The organism is Sedimentibacter sp. MB35-C1 (genome assembly GCF_030913635.1).
Taxonomy (GTDB): Bacteria; Bacillota; Clostridia; order Tissierellales; family Sedimentibacteraceae; genus Sedimentibacter.
The window spans coordinates 74,114-100,884 of the sequence record NZ_CP133188.1; the positions used below are offsets into that span (position 1 = coordinate 74,114).

The following is a 26,771-nucleotide window of genomic DNA, read 5'->3' on the forward strand; positions in this document are numbered from 1 at the left end:
AAATTTATCAGCTTGTACAAAGATTACTTTTAAGTTAAACTAAGAATATATTCAATTGAGAAAGGATTTTTATGAGCAGCAGAATAAATTTAACAGAAGGAAGCATAAGGTACACATTAGTTAAGCTTGCTCTTCCTATAATGGGAACAGGCTTTATTCAAATGGCATATAATCTTACTGATATAATATGGCTGGGCAGAGTTAGCACCGGTGCAGTTGCAGCCGCTGGAACGGCAGGTTTTTTCATGTGGTTTGGAGCTGCATTAATTTTAATTTCTCAGGTAGGTGTAGGAGTAAATGTAGCACAGTGTCTCGGAAGAAATGACGTGGAAAATGCCAAGAAATTTATAACAAACGGATTTCAGCTTGATTTCTTTATAGCAGTACTATACTCCTTGATTTTGTTTAGTTTCAGACATCAGCTTATAGCGTTTTTTAATCTGGATGACAAAGATGTAATTGAAATGGCAGTAAACTATCTGGCAATCATAGGCACAGGAATCACTTTCCACTTTTTAAATCCTATTTTCTCGGCAATTTTAAATAGCTCCGGAAACAGTCTCACTCCTTTTAAAATAAACACCATAGGTTTGATTGCAAATATAATAATTGATCCCATCCTTATATTCGGACTGGGCCCCCTTCCAAAACTGGGGATAAACGGAGCGGCACTTGCAACCATAATGTCACAGATTTTTGTAACAATCATCTTCCTCATAACAGGAAAACTCAACAACAATCTGTATTCACATGTAAAACTTTTTGAGAAGCCTGATATTAATTTTATATGCAAAATAGTAAACATTGGAATTCCGCCTTTTCTTCAAACAGGCATTCATGCATTCATAAATATGTTTATAACAAAAATTGTTGCCGGGTTTGGCCCGGTTGCCGTAGCAGTTCAAAGCATAGGGTCAAATATAGAATCCATAACATGGATGACAGCTGACGGATTTTCAGCTGCAATTTCGGCATTTACCGGACAAAACTACGGAGCCGGAAAAATAGAGCGCATTAAGGAAGGATACAAACAAGGAATACAAATACTTGGAGGAATCGGAATACTTTCAACCTTGCTTCTAATTTTTGCAGCAGAGTTACTGTTCACCATATTTGTTCCCGATGATCCACAGGCAATAAGAGAAGGCATAACCTATTTAAGAATACTCGGAGCATCTCAATTTTTCATGAGCATTGAAATAGGAACAACAGGCGCATTTAACGGCCTTGGAAAAACACTGCCTCCAACAATTAACGGGGTTATTTTAAATGCACTTAGAATACCTGCCGCAATAATTTTAAGCTCTACTGCAATGGGCTTATCCGGCGTATGGTTCAGTGTCAGCATGTCTTCCATAATAAAAGGGATAACTCTATTCGTGTGGTTCAAGTTTGCATCAAGAAATTTATCAGCGAAAAAAATTGATTAAAGCAATAAATAGTATAGTTATAATAAATCTACATATTCTTATTATATGGTGTCAAAGCATAATTTAAGAGGAATTTTTCATAATTGAAAGGAGAACACTATGACTATACATCCAGATAATGAAGTAGATTTACTACTGCAAACTGAAGCCAAACAGTTTATAGATCAAATGAAAGCAGAACCAACCTCGAACAGAGAGGTAAAAAAATTTATAGAACTCGAAAAGAAAAAATATAAAAAACCTGATAAATTTAAGGATATGATTAACAAATATTAGCAAATGATGTTTATGTGCATAAGATATTGTTATAAGATAGGAAAGGAAGGAAAAATAATGTACAACACTTATAATAAATATCCCCGTGCAAATTACTTGAATAGACCCTGCTATGGCTCAAACCCTATGTATGATTTAAGAAGGATGAATCATTACCAATATTTTTATCCAATGTACACCGAATACTATATGAAAAGATATCCAAATAATTTATATCCTTCTGAAAAATATGTCTCAGGCACTGATTACAGACTGCAAGAAGCCAACCATTATACCATCGGTCTCATAGACTATGGACCCGAACCATTTGCTGTCAATATAAGAGACGCTGTTTTACAAAATAATGACTACCGCACTTCCCTTTGGACAGGAGATCATCTCCAAATTACTTTAATGAGCATTGAACCCGGAGAAGATATAGGCTTGGAAATGCATCCGGACGTGGATCAGTTCATAAGAGTTGAACAAGGTGAGGGAATTATTAGAATGGGAAGCACCGGAGAACTTGATGAATTTATAGAGGAAGTGTATGATGATTACATCTTCGTAGTACCTGCAGGAAAATGGCACAATCTTATTAATACAGGAGCTGAGCCTTTAAAAATTTACTCCATATATGCCCCGCCGAACCATCCGCACGGAACCGTGCAAAGAACTAAAGCCGAAGCTGAAGAAGCCGAAGAATATAATCATTAGCAAGAAATTGGGTCAATTAATTATTGACAAATGATAAATACAGTATTAATATTAATTGTTAACATATGTCAAAAATTATATTAATATTATTAAAATGGAGGTTATTATGAAAATCGCATTACCATCTAGACAAAATAAAATTGATTCTCATTTTGGACATTGTGAGTATTACACAGTTTATACTGTTGATAAAGATAAAAAACAAATATTATCCGAAGAAATTATAAACTCGCCTGCAGGATGCGGATGCAAATCAAATATTGCGCAAGTTCTATCCGAAGCAGGCGTAAAAGTAATGCTTGCCGGAAATATGGGAGACGGTGCTGTAAATGTTTTACACAGTGCAGGTATTGAAGTCTTAAGAGGATGCTCCGGAGATGTTAAGAGCGTAGCTATGAGTTGGCTTGAAGGAAAGCTTAACGACTCAGGAGAATCATGTCACGAACACGGGCATGATTGCAGCCATTAATATTATCGGATATAAAATTTTATTCAAACAAAAACAGACAGCATAAGATTTTTTATGCTGTCTGTTTATTATGTTTAAAGTATACGAACGATTCAATACGATCATTCCTTTGCATTAATATTGATAAATCTGCTCCCTCTCCCCCATACAGAAATCATAGGAAGAACTTTTACAAAGGCTTCCGGATCTGTTTCTTTTATAAATTTCTGTATTTTTACGGACTGGCTTGGTGAGCACACCGATTCTATCTGAATTTTTTCCTTTTTGGTGTAGCCGCCCTTTGTATTATATATTGTAATTCCCCTGCCAATTTTAAACATGATGTAATCTCCTATTTCTTCATGCTTGCAGCTTATTATTTCCAGTTTGTAAAGTTTTGTTCCTAATCCTACTATTACATAATCGCATATTTTAGTAACAATAATTTGGCTTATAACAGAATATAATGCAATATTTCTTCCGAATACAAATCCAGATATAATAATTATCACTCCATCAAGAGCAAGCATAATATAGCTGACACTGATAGAAGGAAATATTTTTCTATTCAAAATTCTAGAAATTGTATCGGTTCCCCCAAAGGAAAATCCTCGCCTTAATATCATCCCAACTCCTATTCCGTAAAAAATCGAAAAATATATTGTTGCAAGAAGCAGGTCATTTTCCACAAATTTGAATTCAATAGATTGCATCCCTAATAATATAGTGGGATATAGAATTGATACAGATGCTATTTTCATAACCTCTTTTTTGCCCATGAGCAAAAATGCCACAATAAGTATAAAAAATGTTATAAAATAATAAATATAGGAGTAGTTTATATTAATATATTTTTCCATAATTATTGACAGGCCTGTTATTCCGCTGGTAATAAGCCCGTTCGGTTTAAGTATATAATTAACGGAAAATGCTGTGACAAAACACCCTGCAATTAAATAAATAATATTACCAAGCAGGTTCATAATAACATTTCTTTTCATACATCCCCCAAGCCATATTTTGATAGCGATTACAATCGCAAGTAATTATACATCATTATCCTCTGTTCAACAACAGTAATATACTGCATAAGTTAAAAAACTTTTAGCACTTGCAATACCCAATTGTATTAACAAGAAACATTGTGCAGATAAAACATATTATATAGCAGGAGGGATGTAAATGAAAAATAACTGCTTTATGGCAGACATCAGCATGAAAAAATATGAACGCACATTCAGATATAACGATGTTGAAGTTCTGAAACTTACCATCAAGTACCCGGTTGTAAATATGATGTACAATCCTCACTCTGAGATAGTTATCAATAATCAAATATCAACGGACGTCAGAGAATATATGCGTTATGCCGGATATCTGTATAAGCAGGCCGTCAATTTTTATCATGATTCTAAAAAAAATGATTTTCCGTTTCATACTTATGAAGCCTATATGGAATACACAGTTACGTATAATGAGAACTGCTTTCTAAGCATGTATTATGACAAGTACGAATTTACGGGAGGCGCTCACGGAAACACTGTAAGAAGCTCGCATACCTGGGAACTATGCAGCAGTATGTTAATTGAGCTATGCAACTTATTCAGACCCGGCACAGATTACAAATATTTTCTTACTGACAAAATTATAGCACAGGCCGGACAAAATTTAAGACAAAACCCCGGCATTTACTTTGGCGAATACGAAAGCCTAATAGTCAAAAATTTCAATGAAAACAGTTTTTATCTGACACCAGAAGGACTGACATTATATTATCAACAATATGACATAGCTCCATATTCAACGGGAATTGTCCAATTTACAATTCCATATTCAGAAATTCAATGGTATCCGAGATGTTCATTTTAAAGTTTAGCTTAAAAAAACGGAGTCATGCTCCGTTTTTTATATCGTCTATAGACACTTCATTATACAAATTAGAGGAAAAAATGTTTGACGTGCTAGTCGGCAATTATTCTGAGAGGCATTTAATAAAAGTCTTATTTCTGCCGGCTTCTTTTGCTCTGTACAGCTGCTTGTCAGATTCTTCAAGCAGTTTTTCAAAAGAATTAATGTCTGAGGCTCTTCCCAGCACTCCGCCAACACTTATAGTCGTTATTTTTATTTCATCGTCAAAGATATAGTGCATCCCAAGTTTTTCAACTTCTTCTCTAATTAAATTTCCTAATTCTAAGGCTTGCTCACAATTTAAGCCTTTTGCAAAATAAACAAATTCTTCTCCGCCGTATCTTCCAAATATCTCTTTTTTAGCTTCCTTTATTTCATTAATGCACACGGCCACTTTCTTCAGGCATTCATCGCCCTTCGAATGCCCCCAGAAATCGTTATATCTCTTAAAATTATCTATATCAATCATTAACAATATCACTTCTTCGCTATTTTTCTTGCAGCTCTGCCACATGCTGCTGATATGTCTGCTTATCGCCCTTCTGTTCGGTATTCCCGAAAGCTCATCTTCATAAGCTTTTTTTTCTAATATTTCATTAGATTCTTTTGTTTTTTCTAGTTCAGCCCTTTGTTTTAATATTTCATTTTCAAGTCTTTTCTTTACATTCTCAAATTTGTCGTTATCCTTATAATGCCCAAGCTCTATTCTTAATATTTCGAGTTTATTGCCTAAATTAAGAGCACTGATTTCTTTTCCTATCCGATCATATTTTTTATAATATAAAAGAGCGGTCTTATAATTATTCTTCTTTTCATAAAGTTGAGAAATTAATTTATACACATCACACAACTTTTTCTTTGCCCCAAGACTTTCTGCATAATTCAACGCTTTATCGTAGTAATACAAAGATTTATCTATATCCCTTTCCAGATTTAGTCCTGCAATACTTACCAGTACATCTATTGCGTAGTATTTATTGTCTAAATTATCTAATCTGCTCAAAGAGTATATAAAATACTCCTCAGCCATAATGTGATTTCCAATATTAAAATAAACCTTACCCAGTTTATTTTCGACTTCTCCCAAGGTAACCATATCATTTTTATTTATAAGTATATCGTAACTTTTAGTAAAATACTTCAACGCATAATAATACTTTTCCTCTGCATAATATATCTCTCCTATGTTGCTGTAAATCGAAGCGGTGTTTAAAATATATTCTTTTTCAGAAGTAACCTCCAAAGCTTCAAAGTAATATTCCAGCGCTTTATTATATATTCCTGATTCCCGGTATACTTCACCAATATTATTTAAAACACAGCTGAATAAAAAATCATCCTTAATATTTGAGTAAAGTTCCTTTGTTCGTAAAAAATATTTTAAAGCATCCTCATACATTGAACTGTAAAAATAAGCAATACCAATTATATTCGATGCTTTTGCCTGACCTGAAATATCTTCTTCCTCTTCAAATATTTCCAATGCCTTCAGTGAACATTCAAGCATGTTATTTATTTTAGACTTTGCTCTGTATGCAAAAGCCATACTTGTTAAAGCATATCCTTCTTCAATTTTAAGGTTATGTTTTCTGGACATAGTATAAGCTTCAAAGCTTATTTCATATGATTTATCAGGATTAACTGCAGATAAGTGCTTTGCTTCTTTTAATTTTTTATAAATTTCATCTGTTATTGTTTTCTTCATTTAAGTCCCCTAATGTTAAAAGTACTCTAAATATTATACTGTAAATCGTTCATATTTTCCATAAATTAATATAAACTACCATTTACCTTTTTTCTCATGTGGCACAGTCATATTAATATTTCTACGCCGGTTTCATGTCATTTAAATAAAAAAGAAATGCACCATAAAACAATCATTGCACACTCCTTTTTTATCTTATTTTTTTGGTTTTACCCTGATTTTTATAAGTGTCTCAATATCACTTAACTGCTCAGCGCCCCTCACCTCTATCATAAGCCATCGGCCGCCGGCAGAAAATGCAGCTTTATTATATAAATTAGCAACATAATCTGTAATCATTCCTGCCTCTATAGCTGCTTTCGCCTCATCATCTTCTTTTACTCCTACTACAACCAGAGCAATAAAATAATCTTTCATAGGATAAAGCGTACATAGAGATTTTCCGCTCTTTTTATATTTTACATTCCATCCCGGTTGTAATGAGCATTTGCTGTATGACATTTGGCAGCTTACCTTATATGTATCTTCAATAAATGAAATGAGTTCATTCCATATAGGTTTCGATTTACCTATATAGCATTTTATATCTTCCATAGAAGGCATACTGCTTATATCGAATAATTTACTCCATTCCATAACAATTCCTTCCATTCTAAATTTCTAATTCTTTGTTCGATATATCCATGTATGTAATCTGGGCAGTTCCGCCCAAATACCTTGTCGTAAGCTCTGCAAGCGCCTCTGCCGCATTTCTCAAATCATCTTTTCTATCCGCATCAACCGATTCGATAATAAGAAACGCATTGCGTGTATCTTCAGTGAGCATTGTACGTTGCCCGTCGCGCCAGTTCCAGCACCTGCAAACAACTCCTTCATCATCTTTATAAACAATTTCTCCGGGCAGGGCATTGCTGTATTCTTCATCTCCGAGAGCCAAAAAAAGCTCTTCTCCGGTCGCCTTTGTCAAAAGCAAATCTCCCTTGAAAGTGTCAATGTCTTCTCCACCGCAGGGCAGTCCGTACTTCAGCGAAACAGAATTGTATATGTCTACAAGAGGATTAAGCGTACCCACTTCCGTTCCTTTATCAACCCGCTTAAGCAATGCTTCGATAGAGCAGCGCACTCCTTTTTTGGTTTTAAATTTTTGATATGCTTTCCTCCAAACAGAAATGGCTTTGTTTTCACTGAAGACCCCTTCTGTCAGATATTTTTTTGCCTCTTTATTGCTATTTTCCAGCATTTCTATAATATCAGGCCTGACATCTTCGGCAGCTTCTTCGCTGTTGTTAATTCCCTTAGCCAAAACCACAGCAATTTCTACATCAGGAAATACTTCCCAAAATTCTTCTGCTATTATAAATTTACTCATTTGTGTTTCTCCTTTCACATAATTAACAATCTGTTATTACGTACTTCTTTATTAACATCTACTTATTAATATACACTTATTACGTTAATATGGCAACGATTTTATCTATCATATATATACAATAATTACAAAATATATATTTATTGGGATAAAAATATATTTTTAATATTTTTAAAATTATTATTGACAAATGTACATCATCTGATTATTATAAGTAATAATTAAATAATCGGCTATGAAAAAGAGAGTAGGTATATAAAGCTTTTTAGAGAGCAGAACCCCGTGCTGCAAGTTCTGCAAGCAATGTATATCGAAGGTAGCTTTTGAGCTTTTAACTTGAAATAGCAGTAGAGTTAAACGGATTCACCGTTACAGTATCAAGTGCCTATATGGAATTAAGGTGGTATCGCGGGTTTTTTCGTCCTTTGTTATGAAAACGCCTGCTTTTTTTATACCTATATTTTTTATACCGAATTTATGACGAAAGGAAGTGTTTGCATGAAAATTAAAGCAGCAGAAGCAATTGTAAAATGTTTTGAAATAGAAAACACAGATGTTATTTTTGGATATCCGGGTGGCGCAGTCCTTCCGCTTTATGAAGCCCTGAGAAATTCAAATATAAAACATGTGCTAGTACGCCAGGAGCAGTCTGCGGCTCACATGGCAAGCGGATATGGACGAGCTTTGAACAAAACCGGCGTATGTATTGCAACATCAGGCCCCGGAGCAACTAATTTAATAACCGGCATAGCAACAGCGTACATGGATTCTATACCTCTTGTAGTTATTACAGGGCAGGTCAGTTCAAACAGCATAGGCAGAGACATGTTTCAGGAAGCTGATATAATAGGGGCAACTGAATCTTTTACAAAAAACAGCTACCTGGTGAAAGATGCAAATGAGCTCCCCAGAGTTATAAAAGAAGCCTTTTATATAGCATCTACAGGAAGGAAAGGTCCGGTACTCATTGATATTCCAAGGGATGTTCAGGAAAAAACAATAGATTTCATATATCCTCAAGAGATAAATATACGTGGATATAAACCTACATTTATCGGTAATCCTAGGCAGGTCAAAAGAGCTGCGGATATGATAAATAAATCTCATAAACCTGTAATATGCATAGGTGGAGGCGTAAGGTCAGGAAACGCTATGGAGGAACTGGAATTATTCGTTGAAAAATGCAAAATACCTGTTGTTTGCTCCCTCATGGGAATCGATTCTTTTGATAATGACAGTCCGTATTTTGCCGGGCTCATAGGCTCACACGGATACCCTTTTGCAAACAAAATGATAAATGAATCTGATCTGCTTATTGTTATCGGAGCGCGTTTTGCTGACCGCACTACTTTTATGATGGAAAAAAGCAACCACAGGCAAAATATAATACATATTGATATTGACCCTGCGGAAATAGGCAAAAATTTTGAAACACGAATTCCTGTAGTTGGAGACGCAAAAGAAACTCTCAACAGCCTCCTGGAATACAGCTACAAATTAGATACCGCAGACTGGCTGAAGGATGTACAGACAAGGCGTAAAAATTATCTTAAAAAACTTTTTGCTAAAAAAGCATCTCTGAACCCAAAACTTCTTATAAACAAAATATCAAGTTTCATGGAAAATGGAAGCATATGGGTTGCAGATGTAGGGGTTAACCAAATATGGGCCGCGCACAGCTTTATAGCAGGCAAAAACAAAAAATTCCTAACTTCCGGAGGTTTGGGAACAATGGGATACAGTCTTCCCTCTTCAATAGGTGCAAAGCTGGCAGCTCCCAGGAAAAAAGTTGTAGCTTCAATGGGAGACGGCGGATTTCAAATGCTTATGAGCGATCTTGCAACTGCAAAAGAATATAGTGCGGGCGTAAAATTTATTATATTTAACAACAAGAAGCTGGGGATGGTAAGAGAGCTGCAAAAAAACGCATACAACGAGAACTCTTTTTTTGGAATTGACCTTGGCTTTAATCCAAATTTTATGAAACTAGCGGATGCTTATGGAATCAAAGGAATGAAAATAGCAGACGACAGCGAAGCAGATCATGCAATACAGGAAATATTTAAAGATAATGAACCATTTATTTTAGAATGTATAGTTGATCCTGACATACCTTCAGTTCCGCACATGGGAGGCGAAAACTATGAATAATGAAAAAGTTATTTTATCAATCCTCGTAGAAAACTATTCCGGAACTCTCAGTAAAGTAGCAGGTCTTTTCACCAGAAGAGGCTACAATATTGACAGCCTGAACGTAGCTGAAACTCAGGATTCCGGCATTTCAAGAATTACAGTTGCCGTTACCGGTGACAGCTATATTATAGAGCAAATCACAAAGCAGCTTCACAAGCTCATAAATGTAATCAAAATAACCAATTTGTCAAAAGAGGATTCCGTACAAAGGGAACTGATGATGGTAAAAGTTAATTCAGGGACAAAGCGTGGGGAAATCATACAGATTGTTGATATATTCAGAGCCAGCATAATTGATGTGAGCAAAAAAACAATGATTATATCAATATCCGGTGATGAGGAAAAGAACAATGCCTTCTTTGAACTGCTGAAGCCATATGGAATTCTTGAAATGACAAGGACGGGTCCCACAGCTTTAGAAAGAGGATAATTAGAATCCAAGCATTTTCTAACTGGTTAATTTTTTCTGCCTCCTGACATTAAAATATGCTCCTCTTGCAATGTATAGTTTTTGTTATTAAAACCGTCCATTACATGAGGAGCATATCAAAGCTATCTCTTATTTTTAGCTATTTATACAATGCCATGAATCTACGCAGCATTTCTGCCATTTCAGCTCTTGTTGTACCTTCCATCGGAGCAAGAAGCGCGTCCTCTCTTCCTTTTATTATGCCATTACCGACTGCCCATTGTATTGCAGATACAGCATATTCAGAAATTGCACTGCTGTCTGAATATTTAGATAAATCTGCGCTTATTCCTATACTATATTTTTTATACATAGCATATCTGTAAAGCATGGATGCAAACTGCTCACGTGTTATTCCTTCATTCGGGCCGAACCTTATTTCATTTATACCGTTTACAATTTTGCTTTCATGAGCCCACGCCACTGCATCAGTATAATATTCCCCTTTTTCAATATCAATGAAAGAAGAATTGCCGACAGCAGGTTTACCTTCCATCCTGTAAAGTACCGTTGCAAGCATCCCTCTTGAAACTGGCATGCCGGGTCCAAACATGTTAGTCTCCGTACCTATCATCAGACCGTTTTCCACGACAAATTTAATTGCTTCATAATACCAGTCTGTTTCCATTACGTCTTTAAAAGGATTTATATATTCCACAGGATATTCCTGATCTTTATCTTTTGCTTTGTCCTGCGAACCGTTACCGCTGTCTTCACCTTCTCCGGAATTATCATTTGTATATACCGCATCAAAGGAGGCACCTTGTTGGCTAAAATCAAATGACGCTATATATATGCTTTCACCTTCTATGGACAATTCTCCGGCACCTGAATCGTAAAGCTGTTTTGAAGCAATTATCTTTTCGTCCGCATCTTTTAATTTTACAATAATATTTCCTCCTGATATTTTTTTAAAGGAATTATTTAATGCTTCAACATAAATGCGGGTATGGCCGTTCTCTGAGTTCATCATGCTTGTCAGAGAAACTTTTTCCGTATTTTTTTCTATCAGGCTTCTTATTGTAACATAATCATAATTGTTTGTTGCATCTGCATCCTCGATAATTTTTCCGTCTTCCTCCAGTACTGCATCAAAAAATATTCTTACACCTTCATCCGGTATTTCTCCGTCTTTCAATATGCCCATAAGCGAATCTTCATCTAGCATAATATTTTTTTTCAGCAATCCGCCGTTAATTATATCAAAGCTCTCTGAATCGGAGATTGTCAAGGAAGCAATAGGCATACGGCTAAAATCAGGTGTATCATATGCATTAAGCTTTATTACATGTCTTCCCTCGGTCAGCTCAGAAAATGTATCGTTATGCAGAAATACGCTTAATAAACGCTCTCTTTCAAATTCCTTTTCTATATCTATTCCATATATTTCTACATCTGGGACATCCATTTTAATGGTGCCCGATATTATGTCCGAAGTTGACGAGTATTCTGCTTTTATCGTATAGTCCGGATTTTCAATGGTCTCCGGAACTGAATAAATAAAATTGATATCCTTGTATTCGCCTGGCATAATATAATTGTACTCTCTGGATTCGTAAACATCTCCTCCAAGATTTATACTTATGCCTTCCACCGGCTCTATTCCCCTGTTATAGAGCCTGAACATAATAGGCATTTTCGTACCGGGCAGAATCTCTTTATTAGAATAATATATTTCATTAACAGTCAATTTGTTACTATATGCAGCAGATGCATATGCCAGCTTGCTGCTTTCATTTTTAGTACCGTAATCTGTTATTTGAAGTGTGAAGTTTATTTTTCCGCTACTATCTACATATGAATCGAAAAAATCAACTATGTTACTTTTATCAAGCTCCAAAAGTTTAACTTCAGGAGATATTGTTATGCTTCCTTCATCATCCTCAATGAATTTCCTTCCCCACAACGAATAATTATATTCTTCCGAATCAAAGTCAGGCTGCACCCATACAACAGATAAATCCTCTAACCTTTCGGCACCATCAGTAAATTTAAAGCTACTGTAATCTGCAGTATCGGAAGCTTCAATCTCACTTTCAAATTGCACGTATGCTCTTCCTTTTCCGTCAACAGAAGCCATTCTTATAGTACTTCGTTCTTCAGGCTCATCGGCATGTCTTGGATTCCATCCCACAATAAATCGTTCCTTACCATCGGGGAATATTGCGGATGTAATACGAGGACTTTCATCTCTGTGATCATTGTTTGTGATTCTGATATTATTTACAATATTTCCGGTCTCGTCAATTACAGCACAATAAATTTCAGTATTTTCTGTTTCTTTGATTTTAACTTCATATGTAATTGCTGAGATGCCATCGGACAGCATCTTTGCACTAATGCCTACCACATTGTCAACACTTCCGTCAAAAAGACATTTTTCTTCACTCCAATTACTTCCGTCAAATATGCGATACATAATATTATTTCTGCCGTCAAAATCTAGCGGATTGCTAATATCTCCGGCATACAGGCTTCTCCAAGCAACTATTGCGTTAACTCCGTTTGAAGCCACTGCAGGAGACATATCTGGTACAGAATTATTTGTGAGGCGAGTTGTAGTAAAACCAGAGCCGTCATATATTGCACCCATAATTTCAGTTCCTGCCATCATTTCTTGAATATCTGAAGCTGAAGCCTCACTACCTTCACTATACACCTCGTCATTGATAACACGAGTCCATGCAGCTGCCGCTCCGTCCGCTGTCCCGTCAACATCCGCATCCGTATCCGCATAACCGGAACTATCTATCTCATCACCTTCTGGAAACAATCCTCCTGATTTTTTAGAAAAACACACTGACATATCTTTTATATCCTCACTATTCATATCAGATATATATACCATCAGCTCTCCGTCAGACGTAACAACAGGATTTGAATATGGGTAAGCATTAGTCTGCATAGCTGTTATATCCTCTGCAGAAACCCCCCTTGCCATTGTATTTTGTACATTCCACTGTCTGTCATTTTTCAAATATCCTCTTCCTTCAAAAGTAGCACTTTCATCTTGGGATGGTGTTGACGCAAGTGAAGGCACATCACTGCTTCTAAAGAGCTTATTTAATCCTGCAGAAGAGTAGGAGGAATTGTATATCCTGTTTATATTGTTATAATCATTGTATGTCCATGTCTTGTTTACTTCACCTATTTCAAAAGAACCGTCGATAGTAGCAATAATCAGCTTTATTTCATATTCTATTCCAACTTCACCTTTAACGGTTATCCTTTGTCCGTTGCTGTTCTTTTTTTCACTATTCAGCCATAAATACCGCTGATCAAGCTCTGTCTTGCCATAAGGTCCGGCTTTTAGGCTTACAACATCATAATCCCTGCCTATACCGCCGAATCCTCTGATATAAATAGAAGGCTGAAGCTCAGTAATATATATTCTGTCTGATCTGTCTTCACTCAATATTGTCTTTAAACCTACCATGCCCTCTCCTCCGGCTAAAAACTCTGCCGTCACAGGAACTAATCCTATCCAAGTGTTATAAACATGCTTATAATGATATGCTCCGCCTATATGAATGAATGACTTCAATATGACGATTTTCCATTCATGGTCATCAATATCGTAAATTATCTCACAGTCCAGGTATGCGCCGCCGCCGTACATTTTTTTGTTAGAGCCGTAACCTCCTTTGTATATCTCCATAAAAATTTTGCTGTCCCACATATGATTGTTCCAAAAATCGCTGTAAGCAGGCATATAGTTGTACTGAAGTGATGCTCCTTCATCTTTACTGTACACGCCTGACTTAACGTATTTGCTCAGATCTCCTACAGAAATCTTTATGACTCCTCTTAATACAAGAGGATTATCCGTAGGCATGATTTCAAGTCTGGCAGTTTTGGATTCCGTAGAATATTCACTTAAAAAATCCAGGTTTACCCCAATATATGAGCTTTTTCCGCCTGACCCAAGCAATGATGGTCCTTTAGTAGAATTGATAACTTCGCTGCTAATTTCCTTAAGTTCTCCTGCTTCCAGTGTATCCAGCCCGACAATGCCACTGAACTGATTTACCTTGTAGTTTGTGGGAAGGTTTATAATATCCAGCCCGCTTTTACTCTTTACGGTAATTTGCATGCCGAGGATTCCTTCTTCACCCTTTTCCAAATTAGTAGCATACTGCTGCAAATCAAACTCGCTTTTTATTAATACAGTATCAGAAAATTCATGTGACTCAACTTCGGTATTCGTTAAATACTTCTTACCGTTATCCGTTTTATCTTCAAATTTCACCTCATAGCTGCTGTCAAAATCTCCCTTGTACATAATTTCCGTATTTAAGGAGATTTCCTTTAGCTCATCCTCTATTATTACATTATTGGGAACTACCTGTTCATTTCCTTCTATCACAACTCTTTGGCTTAATATATTAAATCCGTTTTCAATTCTTGAATCATAATTGTTTCTTAATAAAACAATGTCACCGAATATAACACCGTTATATTTATAAGAGTATGCTCTTTCGCTGCCTATCTTCATAAATACAGGACTGCAAGAACCTTCGGGAATATTAATTTCGAATACATATTCTATCTTGTCATCTGGAGTAATCGGATCTGTTTCAATTTCGTTAATAAATTCCGACGGATCTAAATTTAATGTACAAATGGAGTCAGGAGCATTTACAAGCTGTTCCTCTCTTCCGTCTTTTCCGTTAATTTTGGCATTGGGACAATATATGCCATTCCTGTATACACCTCCCTTGATTAATATATCTCCGCTGTATCCGTCATCTTTATTATAATTTGAAACATACACATTAAACATAACTACACGCTCAGAACGATTAAACATAATATTGTTCTGTACGTAGAGGCCGTTATAATTTGATTCTTCCTGCTTTGCCTTAAGAACATCACCTCTAAGTATGTATTTGTCGTACAATTCGCTTTGCTCAGGACTAAACTCTACATCACCCTTAATTCCGCTTTCTTCATAAATAGCAATTCTTCCGCTGCTATCGGTATAAGCCGTTTTAAGGTATCCTTCCCCATTTCTGTAGGACACCTGACTTTTTTGCACAGGGTAAACTTGAAATAGGAATAATTTATCCCGAAGCTCATCAACAGTAACATCAACTCTTGATTCCGTTCCAGTAAGAACATGTGTTGCTGTAACATATGATTCTCCTTCTGATATTCCTTCAAGCTGCAGCTTAGTATCAGGAGGCAGCGAAACGCCATAGTCTACACTGTTAATCACACCTCCATTTTTGTATTTCAGCGATATTTTGCTTTCATCACCCACGGACCATACTATTTTATCTAGAATTTTACTCCACTTGCATTGGACATAGTTCAGATTTATATCATAATTTAATAATATATTCCTGTTAAGGTCCAGTATTTCTTCACTTGTCATATTAGAAAACTCTTCCGCACTAATGAAAAAGCTTTCTCTGTTTTTTCCATCAATAGCTATTTTAAAAGCTTCTGAATTATAAACATACAGAATATATGAATCATAGGAGCTGCTTTCGTCGAGCTCATTTCTTGCCTTAAGCGATACGGTATAGGTATCATATAGCCTCGCACTGTCAACAGCTCTTATGCTTATATTTAACTCTTTCCCGGAATCATCAGCATTATCCGTATAAAATACTGGAGTCATTTCATCGTTTCTCGTTACAGAAAGATAAGCTTCTGTTGAAGGGTTTTTATTTTCAATATCAAATTTTATACTTAAATTTTGATCGTCCGTAACATAAAAATTATCCGGCTTGCTTAAAACTGCTCTTGCAGGGAGACTTTTCACGCGAATGTTAGCTGCAGCTGAGAACAATATGCCTGTTTTCAAATCCCTTGCTGATATTTCAAGTATGTAGCTGTACTTATCCCTTGAGGATATTTCTGAAAGATACTGCTTATCCACGGTATAGCAAAAAACAGATTCAGCATCAGTCAAGCTCGAAATATTGTGAAATACATGATTTCCCTTGCTAAGCTCATCTCCGTCATACACTGCCTCGTACAGATCATAAAAATATTCAGTTGCCGTTTCTGTTTCACCAAGTTCATCGTTCCTTGACATTATGTTGGTAGAATAATAAATCCTTACATCATTCCCTTTTATCGCTTCAATATTTTTTGACCATCCACTAATATTTAAAAATGCTGAATTTGTATCAACAACTTCCAAAATATCAGTGTATATAGTAAACTGTTTGCCTGGCAGCCCCGCATTCATGGCAGTCAAGCCGAATTTTACGCTTCCTGCCTTCCCTGTAAGGGAAATTGCTCCGGATGTGGTAATAGAAGCAATTGTATCATCGCTGCTTGACCACTTAAAATCCTCCGGCTTCTGCCATGTAGCATCATTTTTTATATTGCAGCCTAATGAAATTGCATCTTCACTGCCGGAAGATATTTTATTTCCATCAGGCCAGCCAGTGTATATAATCTCAAAATCGGTTTCATCATCAATATAAACAATATGAGGTACAGTGTACTTCTTTGACAGTGAATACAGCATAATAAACTCATTTGCTGCGTTTTCGTCAAAGTATATCTCAGCGACATATTCTATATCAGTACTGGAAATGTTAGCAGGAGCTTCAAATTCACCTCTGAATTCTGACACGAAGGCATCTTCTTTTATGCTATAAAAAGGAACGTCAATTGCATTTCCGTCACTCCCTACAACTCTTGCCTTAATTATATCTATCAGCCCATCCTCCTGCCTGTGTTCATTGAGAAAAAAAACCATTTCTTTATTTTTCTTTACGGATATTTTTATCTCAGCATGTGCATTTATATTGCCTGTCTGATTTATATCTATGGATGTTTCCGAGCAGTATGAAAACAGCTCTCCCAAACTGTATGGCTTAAGAGATACAGTTGTGATTTCATAAATGTTTGATTCACTGTCCTCTTGTTCTTTTCCTGAAACATCAGTGGAGCCGTATATTTCTGCTATAACTATAGTTCCTTCAAAATCATCGCCCATATTATATAAAAAACTTACAGTTTCCGAAACTGTACCGTTATCTTCCTCAGGGTACAATAATACACCATTTGCTTTTATACTAATATTGTCTGTCAAAATAGGTTCGTTATAAGTAACCGTAAGCGGTACCTTCTCTCCCAAGGCAAATTCTCCTTCCGGTGCACCGACACGCACAGGATAAGGTTTTACCTTATCTTCAAAGTTCATTTGATTTTGAAGATAATTATCGTCCTGGTCACAAAAAACGGTATATATATCATCTGTAAGATATGAATAGTCAAAAGCTATGCCAAGTGATCTGATAATGCCGTTTGCTTCAGCTTCCGGTCCAAGCCCTAATTCTAATATAGGAACATTCTCCAATTCAAAATTAATTCTATCTTTTCCGCCAACGAAAATATTTTTTTCCAAGGCAGTCTCTGAACCCCATATATAGTCCCTTTTCATAATAAATTTGACATCTCCGAACGCCTCTTCGTCGTTAAGAAAGTATCCATGCATTAAGTTAAGGTGAGTGAATATTCCTGTATCTATCATAGTTCTTACATCACCAGCTATAGCTGTACCAGTTGTTATGCATATATCATCCCCAGTATTTTTATACTTGCCTGGAATATCTGGAAAAACCAGCGCATTTTGTATTTTAGAAATATCAGCCATGTAGACATTCTTTGCCCTGTTATAGCTTTGTCTAAAATCAAAATTATTTTTTATTTTCACAGGTACTGTCATGCACTCAGAATCTTCTTCGAATAATGCATTTTTTATATTGGAACAGCATATATAAAAAATCCTGTCTCCGCACCAAAATTCTCCTGCGCTTGACTTTAGTGGAATTTCAGATTCAGGGTTATTTACAAGCTTTTCAATATTTATATTTAAGTGTTTTTCAGTTTCTCCGGCCTCAAAAATAACAGAGCCTGTTACAGCACCGTTAAAATGCTCAGACTCCAATGCACTGCCAGGATATACTTCATAATCAAATGAAACAGTTTTATAGCTTGAATTGCTCAGCTTAAATTTTATCACAGCTGTCTTTTCTGTTTCATAATCCGCATATATGGGATTATTTATTTCATATGTAACCCTGGTATCAAAATCTATATCTGATGGAGATATTGAATAACTTTCACTTACATCTGAATAAACTGCTATTCCTCTTGTGTTAATCTGATTAAACAGAGAATTTAATGATGCTTCATACTCAGATTGCGGAACATACGATTGATCGCCTCCACTTTCGTAATCGTTTTCACTGTACGCATATACTGGGAGTGAGCTGATAAAAATACACATGGACAAAATAAAACTTATAATTCGATTAACTTGTTTCATGTTACACCTCATTGATATTTCCCTCCATAAAATAATCCGCATAACATTATCAAAACTTCAGAGCTAAGGCTTCATTTGGTTAAGCACCATATTAACCAGCCTCATACCATATGATGAAAGCTGAAACATTCCTTTTTTCAAGCACCAGTCATATAACACTCCACGTATACATGTTGTTAAAAATGACATAATTTCTTCTGTTTCCAATTCATCGGTAATCTCTTTTTTTATCTTGGCTTCCTCAATCAAGACTCTGAGCTGTTTATAATATTCCCTTTCCGGCGAAATGATAAAACGCTCTGTATTTAGATCCTTAATCTGTGACGAATACATAACTGAAAGAAATTCAAGTCCAACTTCGTTTTCCATAAAATAAAAAACAAAATTAATTAGGGAAAATATTTTTTCCATAGTGTCTTTACATTTTCTATCTGTCTGAGCAAATTTTTCGTAAGCCTCGTCAGCAAATGGAATCATGCCGGAAATCAAACTTTCCTTTGTTTTAAAGTGAGTATAAAACCCACCTTTTGATGAATTTGCTTCCTTGATTATCTCGTCTACTGTTACACTGTTGTACCCTTTTTCGGCAAAAAGTTTTCTTGCACAATCAATAATCCTTTTTTTAGTTTCATTTGCTTGTTTTGTTCTCTTATTCAAATTTTTCCTCCTTTTTATACAGACCAAAGTCACAGACTATAGTCTGTGCAAATATTGTATACTTTGAAGATAGTAATGTCAACTACTTTTGCGTACAGAAACCCCAAAAGATAAACTTAATCAATTAATCATGCAATTATTTATATATCATTTGTACAACTTGACATATGATATTTTAAGCTGTATTCTATTTAGTAAACAAGCTGTTCATAACAAGCACAGCCGTTTTTTATTTATTAAACAAACATTGTTTAACTTTACAAAATAAGGCGGATATAAACTAAATGGATAATTTTTTGAATATTATGAAGGCAATTTCAGATGAAAACCGTTTAAAAATTATAGAACTTCTGATTGAGTATGATTTTTGCGTAGGAGCGCTTGCACGTCAACTTAATATATCGGAAGCTGCTGTTTCTCAGCACCTTAAAGTATTGAGAAATGCAGGTATCGTATCAGGTGAAAAAAGAGGTTACTACACTCATTATGATGTAAATAAAAATTTACTTATAAAAGTCTCTCAGAAAATAACCAAGCTAGTCTCCTGCGATATTGAGCGCAAGGGCTGCCTCCAGCATCTTACGGGTGATCACCAATACTGTGAGAATGAAAAGAATCCATCAAAAAAGTAAAAAATTTTATAATAAAATAAATATTATATTGTGCTATAATATAATAAATTATTAATAATTGGAGGGCGTTTAATGATAATCGATAACAACCCGAAAGAAAAAGAAGCTTTAGAAGCGCACAGAAGAGGAGATCGTTCTCTTTACAAAAAACTTCAAGATGAATTTGTTGCAGAAGTAAAAGAAAGTCTTGGAAAAGAAGATCATTGTAGTTGTAAGGAGCCTTGCAAATATCACGGCAAATGCATTGAATGCGTTGCAATACACAGAGCTCACGGAGATCATCTACCGAACTGCTTCAGAAACATAATTAATGAAAGAATAGAAAATCTTTCAGCATTGACAGAACACAGTTTTAAAACAAGCCTTCCTGAGGATGTGATTGAATAATAACAAAAAAGGTTTAAGGATTTCCCTTAAGCCTTTTAAATATGTTTACATATTTTTATTTTATGTTGACTTCATATCGTTCATTTTTTTCTTCATTAGACGCAATAATACTATAGCTCTCGCAGTCTTCATATATTTCGTAAATAAGGTAGCCTATTTCACTTATACCCGGTGATAATTTTCTTTTTTCAATATGGTTGTTTATATTTCCAATAGTGTTAGGATACGGATAAAATTCACGACCGCTTTTATCTTCCAGTTTCAAATCAGGTATATATTCAAACTCTTTATCTGTTGTATTCTTAAGTTCTAATACAACTAATACAAATTTAAACCCATCTGTCGCATACGCCGTTGAACCGTAATATGAGCTGATTAACTTGTCTTCTTCGGCACCTCTTATTTTTAAATCAAATGTTTCTAGAGCAATTTCATCGCCAATTTGTTTAGTTATGCGAACAGTTTCAACTTCAGATTTTGAAGAATAGGTGCAAGCCGACAGACTTATAATAAGAAATGCAACCAAAATGCAACATATGAAATAGCTAATGTATTTGTAAATCTTCCCAGTAAGCAAAAATTTTGTAACCATGTTCTCTTTCTCCACATATTAGACTATGTATTGCCCGTATAAATTGATGCTGTACTTATAACCATCCATTTAAAGAATGTTCTGGTACTAACATATAGACATCTATAATTGTCAATTCTCAAAGTATTTTTTGAACCCATTCCCATTCCAGGCACCAAAATCCTGCCTGCATATCAGGAAATAGTAAGTCTCCCTGATCCTTGACAAGATTGTCATAGCGAAACAAGTTATTCCAGCTTCTTGTCAGTTCGCCTTTCAGCTGAGGATAAAACGGTGTAAGGAACACATTTCCTTCATAGTCCACTCCATGCTGAACAAGCTTTTGATTATATGAATCTTCTTCTTGTTGGTTTTTTCCTATATATCGTAAATTCAAGCGCTTGTTCCAGTCAATCATTCTAAAAAATACTACCTTTTCCACGGGTACATGAAGCTGCAAAATTTGACACCCGCTATGCTTCTCAATGTATTTCGGATCACCATATCCCCAAACAGCCGACTCTGCTTCAACGGGTCTGGAAACAATTTTCTCAGCATTTGATACATACCATTTGTAAGCATCAACAAATGTCGTGGCAACTTCGCCGTACTTTTCTTTAATGAATTTCATTTTTGCGGTATGGTGTCCATTTTTTTTCAATTGTTCTAAAACGTTTTCGGTTTGTATAGTATAAAGAGTTACTTTTCTATCTTTGTTATCCATTCTTTTTTCAACTCCCATAATGTTCCTACACGAACAGGGCTTAAGGTAATACTTTCATCAAAAATCCTGTCCCAGCTTTTTATAATTTTTTTCTTAATTATCGGAAAAAACGGTGACATATATGCTGAACAATCGTTTGTTCCGTAGCTGCTAAGCATCTTGTCGTGCTCCCTCTGATCAGCCCTGTCTTTTGGTATATAGCCATAATTTACAATTCGTCCCCATTTTTCAATATCTACTGTAATAAGATCTTCTTCATTCACTTCAATTTCCAGCAATACATTTCCTTCACTGTTCGGTATTTTTTCGCTTTCCTTTAAAGATACCCAAATAGGATATTCCGCATCATCAGGCACAGGCGCAATTTCTTCAGCTGCCTTGCGATACCAATTATAAACATCAAAGTATAGCTGTGCGTGGTCCTCCATCTTCTGCTGTATGTATTCCCTTTTCACAATATAGCGTCCATTTTTATCTAAATCACCTAAAATATTAGCATTTTGCTTCGTCCATACCCTTACCTTGCTTCCCATGTATACACTCCTTCCAGCAACATTAATTGATAATATTATAACAAACAATAGAATAGGCGTCAATGATTCAAGGTACAACTATAATATTAAGAAGTCCATAAAATCAATAATTATTTATGCATAAATTTAAAGTGTATTTAATATATTACTACAAAATGAAAGGAGTTATACATATATGAACAAAAAGATTACAACTTTGCTTGTGAGCATTTTAATTCCTCTTACAGTCGGTCAAATTTCTGCAATGCTTACACAAAACGGCTTATCCTCTTTTAGCCAAATCAATATGCCTGCATTAATGCCGCCTTTTTTTATTTTCCCCATCGTTTGGACAATTTTATATATACTGATGGGCATATCATCATACATAGTCTTTACTTCACACAGCCATTACAAAAAATCCGCATTACAGTGGTATTTTGTACAACTGTTTTTAAATTTTATGTGGTCCATAATTTTTTTCAATCTTCAAAATTACTTAATGTCTTTCATTCTGCTTCTAGTCCTTATAGCCTGCATTATTATAATGATTGTACAATTTTATAGAGTAAAGCCAATAGCAGCATATTTGCAAATACCTTATCTTCTATGGTGTATATTTGCAGCGTACTTAAATTTTCAAATTATAATATTGAATTAATTATTCATCACATATTCTGCTAAAATATTAATGCATGGATATGCATATTATAAACAGACAAAAAGACTATGTTTCCACTTTAAAGGGTACTATAGTCTTTTATCAATTAGCAATATCACATATAACTATCAATATCAGGAAACATAGCTATGCTTCGCTCTAATATTCCCTGCATGTATGCAATCAAAATTCCATAGTTTGTAAACGGAACCTTCATGTCCTCTGAGCATTTTTGGCGGTACTTCATCTCCCTATCGTTAATCATACAGCCTCCGCAGTGAACAACCAGCTTAAAGCTGCTCAAATCGTCCGGAAATTCCGTTCCGGAAGTAAATTTAAAATCAATGTTTTTCTTGGTTCGGTTTTTAATCCACCGCGGTAATTTTACTGTACCGATGTCCTCGCACTGCCTATGGTGTGTACACCCCTCCGAAATCAGAACTATATCGCCGTCTTGCAGCAAATCAACAGCTCTGGCTCCGTTTACAGCTGTTTTCAGCACACCTTTGTATCGGGCCATCAAAATAGAAAAAGATGTTAGATAAATATCCTCCGGAGTTTCGGCGTTCACCCTTTCAAACACCTGGCTGTCTGTAATAACTATTTTCGGCTTTCTACCAAGGTTTTCAAGAGTTTTCTTAAATTCAGATTCTTTTACCACAACAGATACTGCATTAGCTTCCAAAATATCTCTGATTGTTTGCTGCTGAGGAAGTATGAGCCTTCCTTTAGGTGCAGCTTTATCAATGGGCACTACCAAAACAGCAAAGTCTAACGGGTTCAGTATATCTCCGACAATCTTAAGCTTAAAATCATCCGCACGTACCAAACTCCCTATTTTTTCTTTGAGCTCTTCAATATTTTCTCTTGTTTTTGCGCTGACATAAATGCTGTTTTCATTTAAGGATTCTTTTTTTTTGTTCAAATCAGCCTTGTTATATGCAAGAATATACGGGATGTTTTTCTTTTTAAAGAGTAAAATGAGCTTTTCTTCCTCTTCGGACTTTCCTTCAACGGCATCAATTACAAGAACAGCAACATCGGTTTTATTTAATACCTGCTGCGCTTTTTTGATGCGAAGCGCTCCAAGCTCTCCCTCGTCATCAATTCCCGGAGTATCTATCATCACAACAGGACCCAGAGGCAAAAGCTCCATTGATTTATAAACCGGATCTGTTGTAGTTCCTTTTATATCAGATACAACTGCCATATCCTGGTTGGTTACAGCATTCATAACGCTTGATTTACCGGCATTTCTTTTTCCGAAAAAGCTTATGTGAATCCTGTTTGCGGCAGGCGTTTCATTTAGTCCCATACATACCTCCCTAGAATCTGAAATCCCGGCTGCCGCGGCTGATTTTTCCCAGATTTTCAAGAACTATTTTCCTTACCTTCTCTTTAGGAATGTTAGAAATTTCATGCAAAATCAACTTGTCCCCTGCATCCTTTGTTTCAGGAGAAGCATAGTCCTCCAAATATTCCTTTAACGTCATGAGTGCATTTGGATGGCAGCAATTATGTATCTGTCCGCTTTTTAAAAGCTGCATGAAACGGTCTCCTGTCCTTCCTTCTCTGTAGCAGGCCGTGCAGAAGCTTGGAATATATCCAAAATCTATAAGCCATTTAACGACTTCGTCAAGTGTTCTGTTATCGCTAAGCTCAAATTGTGCCGAATCCTCTTCTTCAGGCTCGGTCTCTGCATAGCCTCCCACAGTTGTTTTAGAACCTCCGCTCAGCTGAGATATACCAAGATGCAGAACTCTCTCACGACATTCCTTGCTTTCCCGTGTAGACACTATCATTCCTGTGTACGGAACACTTATTCGGATACAGGCTACCAGCTTTGCGAACGTATCTTCATTTATTCCGTTATCAAATGCAGACGGATCAATATCATCCGCAGGTCTGATCCTCGGTACGCTGATAGTGTGAGGCCCAACGCCGAACGCTGCCTCAAGATGCTCTGCATGCATTACCAGAGCAGCAAATTCATATCTATACAGTTCAAGTCCAAACAATACACCCAGGCCAACATCATCTATCCCGGCTTCCATAGCCCTGTCCATAGCCTCTGTGTGATATGCGTAATTATGCTTTGGCCCTGTGGGGTGAAGCTTTTCATAGCTATCCTTGTGGTACGTTTCTTGGAACAGAATATATGTACCGATTCCGGCCTCTTTCAGCTTTCTGTAGTTTTCAACGGTTGTTGCTGCAATATTTACATTTACACGTCGTATTGAACCATTTTTGTGCTTAACGCTGTATATGGTATCAATTGATTCCAAAATATACTCAATAGGATTATTTATAGGATCTTCTCCAGCTTCCAATGCAAGCCTCTTATGTCCCATATCCTGCAATGCTATAACCTCACGTTCAATCTCTTCCTGTGTCATCTTTTTTCTGGTAATGTGTTTGTTTTTGAAGTGATACGGACAGTATACACATCCGTTGATGCAATAATTTGACAGATACAACGGAGCAAACATAACTATGCGGTTTCCGTAAAAGTCTTTTTTTATCTGCTCTGCAAGTGCATATATTTCCTGATTCTTCTCTTCCAGCTCACAGTCCAAAAGAACTGCTGCCTCTCTGTGGGTAAGACCCTTTCTAAGACGGGCTTTTTCGATAATACTATCAATAAGTTCTGTATTTTTCTTGTTTTTTTCTGCATACTCAAGCGTCTTGAGCACTTCGTCGTGACAGATAAACTCCTCTGCTTTTGATGATTTTGGATTATACATATTTTCTCCTCTCTTTATCGGGTCAGAATCTCTTTCCCTTCAGTTTTATTTATTGCAGGAACGATGGTCGCCACGGGAAACTACTACACGGCAGCCTATACCTTCCATTCGTTTCTGCATGCAAAACCTGCATTCGGCGGCTTCATCACCTGTGCAGATTTTATTATCATATAGCATATATTTATTTCTTACGGCAACAGGAGACAGGTTCGGCATTACTACATTACCGCCGGCCTGAATTCCTTTTTCGCGCCCAAGGGGATCAATTGTACCTAAAGCCGTTGTTGTGGGCATTAATACTTCAGGAATCATCAGCCTTACGAGCCCCAGCATAAACAATGTCAATTCTAATGTTCCGCTCTCTTTATGGGCAAATGGTGTGTCGCTATGTGGAATAAACGGCCCTATTCCCACCATATGCGGCTGCAGTTCTTTTATAAACATCAAATCTTCTACAAGGGTTTCGACAGTCTGATAAGGAGACCCCACCATAAATCCGCACCCAACCTGGTATCCGATTTTTTTCAAATCAAAAAGGCAGGCTTTTCTGTTTAACAAAGAAAGGTTTTCCGGATGAAGCTTCTTGTAATGTTCTTCATTAGCTGTTTCATGGCGCAAGAGGTACCTGTCGGCTCCGGCATCATAAAATGCCTTATAGCTTTCATAGCTTCTCTCCCCTATTGACAGCGTCACAGCGCAGTCTGGATAACAATTTTTTATAGACTTAATAATATGCACCATCTTTTCATCCGTAAAGTATAAATCTTCGCCGCTCTGCAGTACAAATGTTCTGAATCCAAGGTTATATCCTGTATTGCAGCAGTTAAGAATATCCTCCTCGGTCAGCCTATAGCGTTCTGCTCCAGCATTGCTTTTTCTAATCCCACAGTAATAGCAGTCATTCCTGCAGTAATTAGAAAATTCAATCAGCCCTCTGATATACACATCGCAACCATAATTTGCTATTTTCACCTGTCTTGCTCGTTCAAATAGATATTCTGCAATTTCCGGAGTTCTTCCTTCAATCAGCGACTTAAATTCTTCAGTGGTAAGATTATGAGCCTTGTGCAGTTTATCAATAAGATACTTCATC

The 26,771-nt window shown here is 36.1% G+C and carries 22 protein-coding genes and 1 other annotated feature; of the genes, 10 read left to right on the top strand and 12 right to left on the bottom strand.

Annotation, left to right across the window (positions count from 1 at the left end; all coding sequences use genetic code 11):
- Positions 1-71 precede the first annotated feature (71 nt).
- From RBQ61_RS00385 to RBQ61_RS00400, 4 genes are all read left to right on the top strand, one after another.
- Positions 72-1,430 (top strand): MATE family efflux transporter, encoded by a 1,359-nt coding sequence (locus RBQ61_RS00385; RefSeq protein WP_308138576.1) that lies wholly within the window; start codon positions 72-74, stop codon positions 1,428-1,430.
- Between the two features lie 99 nt (positions 1,431-1,529).
- Positions 1,530-1,706, top strand: coding sequence for a hypothetical protein (locus tag RBQ61_RS00390; RefSeq protein ID WP_308138577.1), 177 nt, complete (start codon positions 1,530-1,532; stop codon positions 1,704-1,706).
- Between the two features lie 57 nt (positions 1,707-1,763).
- Entirely contained in the window at positions 1,764-2,402 is a 639-nt protein-coding gene (locus RBQ61_RS00395) for a cupin domain-containing protein (protein WP_308140073.1), read from the top strand.
- Between the two features lie 106 nt (positions 2,403-2,508).
- Positions 2,509-2,871 carry a NifB/NifX family molybdenum-iron cluster-binding protein gene (locus tag RBQ61_RS00400; RefSeq protein ID WP_308138578.1) on the top strand — a complete coding sequence of 121 codons (363 nt, stop codon included), beginning with the start codon at positions 2,509-2,511 and terminating at the stop codon, positions 2,869-2,871.
- Between the two features lie 101 nt (positions 2,872-2,972).
- Here the strand turns inward: RBQ61_RS00400 and RBQ61_RS00405 are convergent, their stop codons facing one another.
- Positions 2,973-3,851, bottom strand: coding sequence for a YitT family protein (locus tag RBQ61_RS00405; protein WP_308138579.1), 879 nt, complete (start codon positions 3,849-3,851; stop codon positions 2,973-2,975).
- 181 nt (positions 3,852-4,032) lie between these two features.
- Here RBQ61_RS00405 and RBQ61_RS00410 point away from each other — a divergent pair, with 181 nt between their 5' ends.
- Entirely contained in the window at positions 4,033-4,719 is a 687-nt protein-coding gene (locus tag RBQ61_RS00410; protein WP_308138580.1) for a DUF3298 and DUF4163 domain-containing protein, read from the top strand.
- A 103-nt stretch (positions 4,720-4,822) separates the two neighbouring features.
- Here the strand turns inward: RBQ61_RS00410 and RBQ61_RS00415 are convergent, their stop codons facing one another.
- The 3 genes from RBQ61_RS00415 to RBQ61_RS00425 form a co-directional block, all read right to left on the bottom strand.
- Positions 4,823-6,463 (bottom strand): tetratricopeptide repeat-containing diguanylate cyclase, encoded by a 1,641-nt coding sequence (locus RBQ61_RS00415; protein ID WP_308138581.1) that lies wholly within the window; start codon positions 6,461-6,463, stop codon positions 4,823-4,825.
- A gap of 195 nt (positions 6,464-6,658) precedes the next feature.
- Positions 6,659-7,099 carry a DUF3788 domain-containing protein gene (locus RBQ61_RS00420; RefSeq protein WP_308138582.1) on the bottom strand — a complete coding sequence of 147 codons (441 nt, stop codon included), beginning with the start codon at positions 7,097-7,099 and terminating at the stop codon, positions 6,659-6,661.
- Between the two features lie 16 nt (positions 7,100-7,115).
- Positions 7,116-7,832, bottom strand: coding sequence for a B3/4 domain-containing protein (locus RBQ61_RS00425; protein WP_308138583.1), 717 nt, complete (start codon positions 7,830-7,832; stop codon positions 7,116-7,118).
- A gap of 226 nt (positions 7,833-8,058) precedes the next feature.
- Positions 8,059-8,261, top strand: a binding site (T-box leader).
- A gap of 69 nt (positions 8,262-8,330) precedes the next feature.
- On the opposite strand from RBQ61_RS00425, the gene ilvB reads away from it, so the two are divergent.
- Positions 8,331-9,983 (top strand): biosynthetic-type acetolactate synthase large subunit, encoded by a 1,653-nt coding sequence (gene ilvB, locus RBQ61_RS00430; protein WP_308138584.1) that lies wholly within the window; start codon positions 8,331-8,333, stop codon positions 9,981-9,983.
- Positions 9,976-10,455, top strand: coding sequence for an acetolactate synthase small subunit (gene ilvN, locus RBQ61_RS00435; protein ID WP_308138585.1), 480 nt, complete (start codon positions 9,976-9,978; stop codon positions 10,453-10,455). The genes ilvB and ilvN overlap by 8 nt, the downstream gene beginning before the upstream one ends.
- Before the next feature lie 139 nt (positions 10,456-10,594).
- On the opposite strand, the gene RBQ61_RS00440 is transcribed toward ilvN, so the two are convergent.
- Positions 10,595-18,790: an S-layer homology domain-containing protein gene (locus RBQ61_RS00440; RefSeq protein WP_308138586.1), complete on the bottom strand. Its 8,196-nt coding sequence runs from the start codon at positions 18,788-18,790 to the stop codon at positions 10,595-10,597.
- Positions 18,791-18,853: 63 nt separating this feature from the next.
- Positions 18,854-19,447, bottom strand: a complete 594-nt coding sequence (locus RBQ61_RS00445; RefSeq protein WP_308138587.1) for a TetR/AcrR family transcriptional regulator — start codon at positions 19,445-19,447, stop codon at positions 18,854-18,856.
- Between the two features lie 284 nt (positions 19,448-19,731).
- Here RBQ61_RS00445 and RBQ61_RS00450 point away from each other — a divergent pair, with 284 nt between their 5' ends.
- Together RBQ61_RS00450 and RBQ61_RS00455 are read left to right on the top strand one after the other, a co-directional pair.
- The gene (locus RBQ61_RS00450) at positions 19,732-20,079 is read left to right on the top strand and encodes a helix-turn-helix transcriptional regulator (protein WP_308138588.1); all 348 of its coding nucleotides are present in this window, start codon (positions 19,732-19,734) and stop codon (positions 20,077-20,079) included.
- A gap of 72 nt (positions 20,080-20,151) precedes the next feature.
- Positions 20,152-20,466 carry an LPS biosynthesis protein gene (locus RBQ61_RS00455; protein WP_308138589.1) on the top strand — a complete coding sequence of 105 codons (315 nt, stop codon included), beginning with the start codon at positions 20,152-20,154 and terminating at the stop codon, positions 20,464-20,466.
- Positions 20,467-20,521: 55 nt separating this feature from the next.
- Here RBQ61_RS00455 and RBQ61_RS00460 read toward each other — a convergent pair whose 3' ends face one another.
- The 3 genes from RBQ61_RS00460 to RBQ61_RS00470 all read right to left on the bottom strand — a co-directional run bounded on the left by RBQ61_RS00460 (position 20,522) and on the right by RBQ61_RS00470 (position 22,294).
- Positions 20,522-21,058: a hypothetical protein gene (locus RBQ61_RS00460; protein WP_308138590.1), complete on the bottom strand. Its 537-nt coding sequence runs from the start codon at positions 21,056-21,058 to the stop codon at positions 20,522-20,524.
- Between the two features lie 118 nt (positions 21,059-21,176).
- Positions 21,177-21,761, bottom strand: coding sequence for a DUF3841 domain-containing protein (locus tag RBQ61_RS00465; protein ID WP_308138591.1), 585 nt, complete (start codon positions 21,759-21,761; stop codon positions 21,177-21,179).
- Complete coding sequence (locus RBQ61_RS00470; RefSeq protein WP_308138592.1) at positions 21,737-22,294, bottom strand: DUF3841 domain-containing protein; 558 nt, start codon at positions 22,292-22,294, stop codon at positions 21,737-21,739. Before RBQ61_RS00470 ends, RBQ61_RS00465 begins: the two co-directional genes overlap by 25 nt.
- Positions 22,295-22,469: 175 nt before the next feature.
- Between RBQ61_RS00470 and RBQ61_RS00475 the strand changes: the two genes are divergently transcribed.
- Entirely contained in the window at positions 22,470-22,934 is a 465-nt protein-coding gene (locus tag RBQ61_RS00475; protein WP_308138593.1) for a TspO/MBR family protein, read from the top strand.
- A 115-nt stretch (positions 22,935-23,049) separates the two neighbouring features.
- Here the strand turns inward: RBQ61_RS00475 and hydF are convergent, their stop codons facing one another.
- Genes hydF through hydE form a run of 3 tightly spaced genes read right to left on the bottom strand, consistent with a single transcriptional unit; the run spans position 23,050 to position 26,770 of the window.
- Positions 23,050-24,249 carry a [FeFe] hydrogenase H-cluster maturation GTPase HydF gene (gene hydF / locus RBQ61_RS00480; RefSeq protein ID WP_308138594.1) on the bottom strand — a complete coding sequence of 400 codons (1,200 nt, stop codon included), beginning with the start codon at positions 24,247-24,249 and terminating at the stop codon, positions 23,050-23,052.
- Positions 24,250-24,259: 10 nt separating this feature from the next.
- The gene (gene hydG / locus RBQ61_RS00485; RefSeq protein ID WP_308138595.1) at positions 24,260-25,678 is read right to left on the bottom strand and encodes a [FeFe] hydrogenase H-cluster radical SAM maturase HydG; all 1,419 of its coding nucleotides are present in this window, start codon (positions 25,676-25,678) and stop codon (positions 24,260-24,262) included.
- Between the two features lie 45 nt (positions 25,679-25,723).
- Positions 25,724-26,770, bottom strand: coding sequence for a [FeFe] hydrogenase H-cluster radical SAM maturase HydE (gene hydE, locus RBQ61_RS00490; RefSeq protein ID WP_308140074.1), 1,047 nt, complete (start codon positions 26,768-26,770; stop codon positions 25,724-25,726).
- Position 26,771 lies beyond the last annotated feature (1 nt).

Excerpts from the sequence above, each read along its gene's own strand:
- RBQ61_RS00385 (WP_308138576.1), top strand. The coding sequence starts at position 72 with ATGAGCAGCAGAATAAATTTAACAGAAGGAAGCATAAGGTACACATTA.
- RBQ61_RS00390 (WP_308138577.1), top strand. The coding sequence starts at position 1,530 with ATGACTATACATCCAGATAATGAAGTAGATTTACTACTGCAAACTGAA.
- RBQ61_RS00395 (WP_308140073.1), top strand. The coding sequence starts at position 1,764 with ATGTACAACACTTATAATAAATATCCCCGTGCAAATTACTTGAATAGA.
- RBQ61_RS00400 (WP_308138578.1), top strand. The coding sequence starts at position 2,509 with ATGAAAATCGCATTACCATCTAGACAAAATAAAATTGATTCTCATTTT.
- RBQ61_RS00405 (WP_308138579.1), bottom strand. The coding sequence starts at position 3,851 with ATGAAAAGAAATGTTATTATGAACCTGCTTGGTAATATTATTTATTTA.
- RBQ61_RS00410 (WP_308138580.1), top strand. The coding sequence starts at position 4,033 with ATGAAAAATAACTGCTTTATGGCAGACATCAGCATGAAAAAATATGAA.
- RBQ61_RS00415 (WP_308138581.1), bottom strand. The coding sequence starts at position 6,463 with ATGAAGAAAACAATAACAGATGAAATTTATAAAAAATTAAAAGAAGCA.
- RBQ61_RS00420 (WP_308138582.1), bottom strand. The coding sequence starts at position 7,099 with ATGGAATGGAGTAAATTATTCGATATAAGCAGTATGCCTTCTATGGAA.
- RBQ61_RS00425 (WP_308138583.1), bottom strand. The coding sequence starts at position 7,832 with ATGAGTAAATTTATAATAGCAGAAGAATTTTGGGAAGTATTTCCTGAT.
- ilvB (WP_308138584.1), top strand. The coding sequence starts at position 8,331 with ATGAAAATTAAAGCAGCAGAAGCAATTGTAAAATGTTTTGAAATAGAA.
- ilvN (WP_308138585.1), top strand. The coding sequence starts at position 9,976 with ATGAATAATGAAAAAGTTATTTTATCAATCCTCGTAGAAAACTATTCC.
- RBQ61_RS00440 (WP_308138586.1), bottom strand. The coding sequence starts at position 18,790 with ATGAAACAAGTTAATCGAATTATAAGTTTTATTTTGTCCATGTGTATT.
- RBQ61_RS00450 (WP_308138588.1), top strand. The coding sequence starts at position 19,732 with ATGGATAATTTTTTGAATATTATGAAGGCAATTTCAGATGAAAACCGT.
- RBQ61_RS00455 (WP_308138589.1), top strand. The coding sequence starts at position 20,152 with ATGATAATCGATAACAACCCGAAAGAAAAAGAAGCTTTAGAAGCGCAC.
- RBQ61_RS00460 (WP_308138590.1), bottom strand. The coding sequence starts at position 21,058 with ATGGTTACAAAATTTTTGCTTACTGGGAAGATTTACAAATACATTAGC.
- RBQ61_RS00465 (WP_308138591.1), bottom strand. The coding sequence starts at position 21,761 with ATGGATAACAAAGATAGAAAAGTAACTCTTTATACTATACAAACCGAA.
- RBQ61_RS00470 (WP_308138592.1), bottom strand. The coding sequence starts at position 22,294 with ATGGGAAGCAAGGTAAGGGTATGGACGAAGCAAAATGCTAATATTTTA.
- RBQ61_RS00475 (WP_308138593.1), top strand. The coding sequence starts at position 22,470 with ATGAACAAAAAGATTACAACTTTGCTTGTGAGCATTTTAATTCCTCTT.
- hydF (WP_308138594.1), bottom strand. The coding sequence starts at position 24,249 with ATGGGACTAAATGAAACGCCTGCCGCAAACAGGATTCACATAAGCTTT.
- hydG (WP_308138595.1), bottom strand. The coding sequence starts at position 25,678 with ATGTATAATCCAAAATCATCAAAAGCAGAGGAGTTTATCTGTCACGAC.
- hydE (WP_308140074.1), bottom strand. The coding sequence starts at position 26,770 with ATGAAGTATCTTATTGATAAACTGCACAAGGCTCATAATCTTACCACT.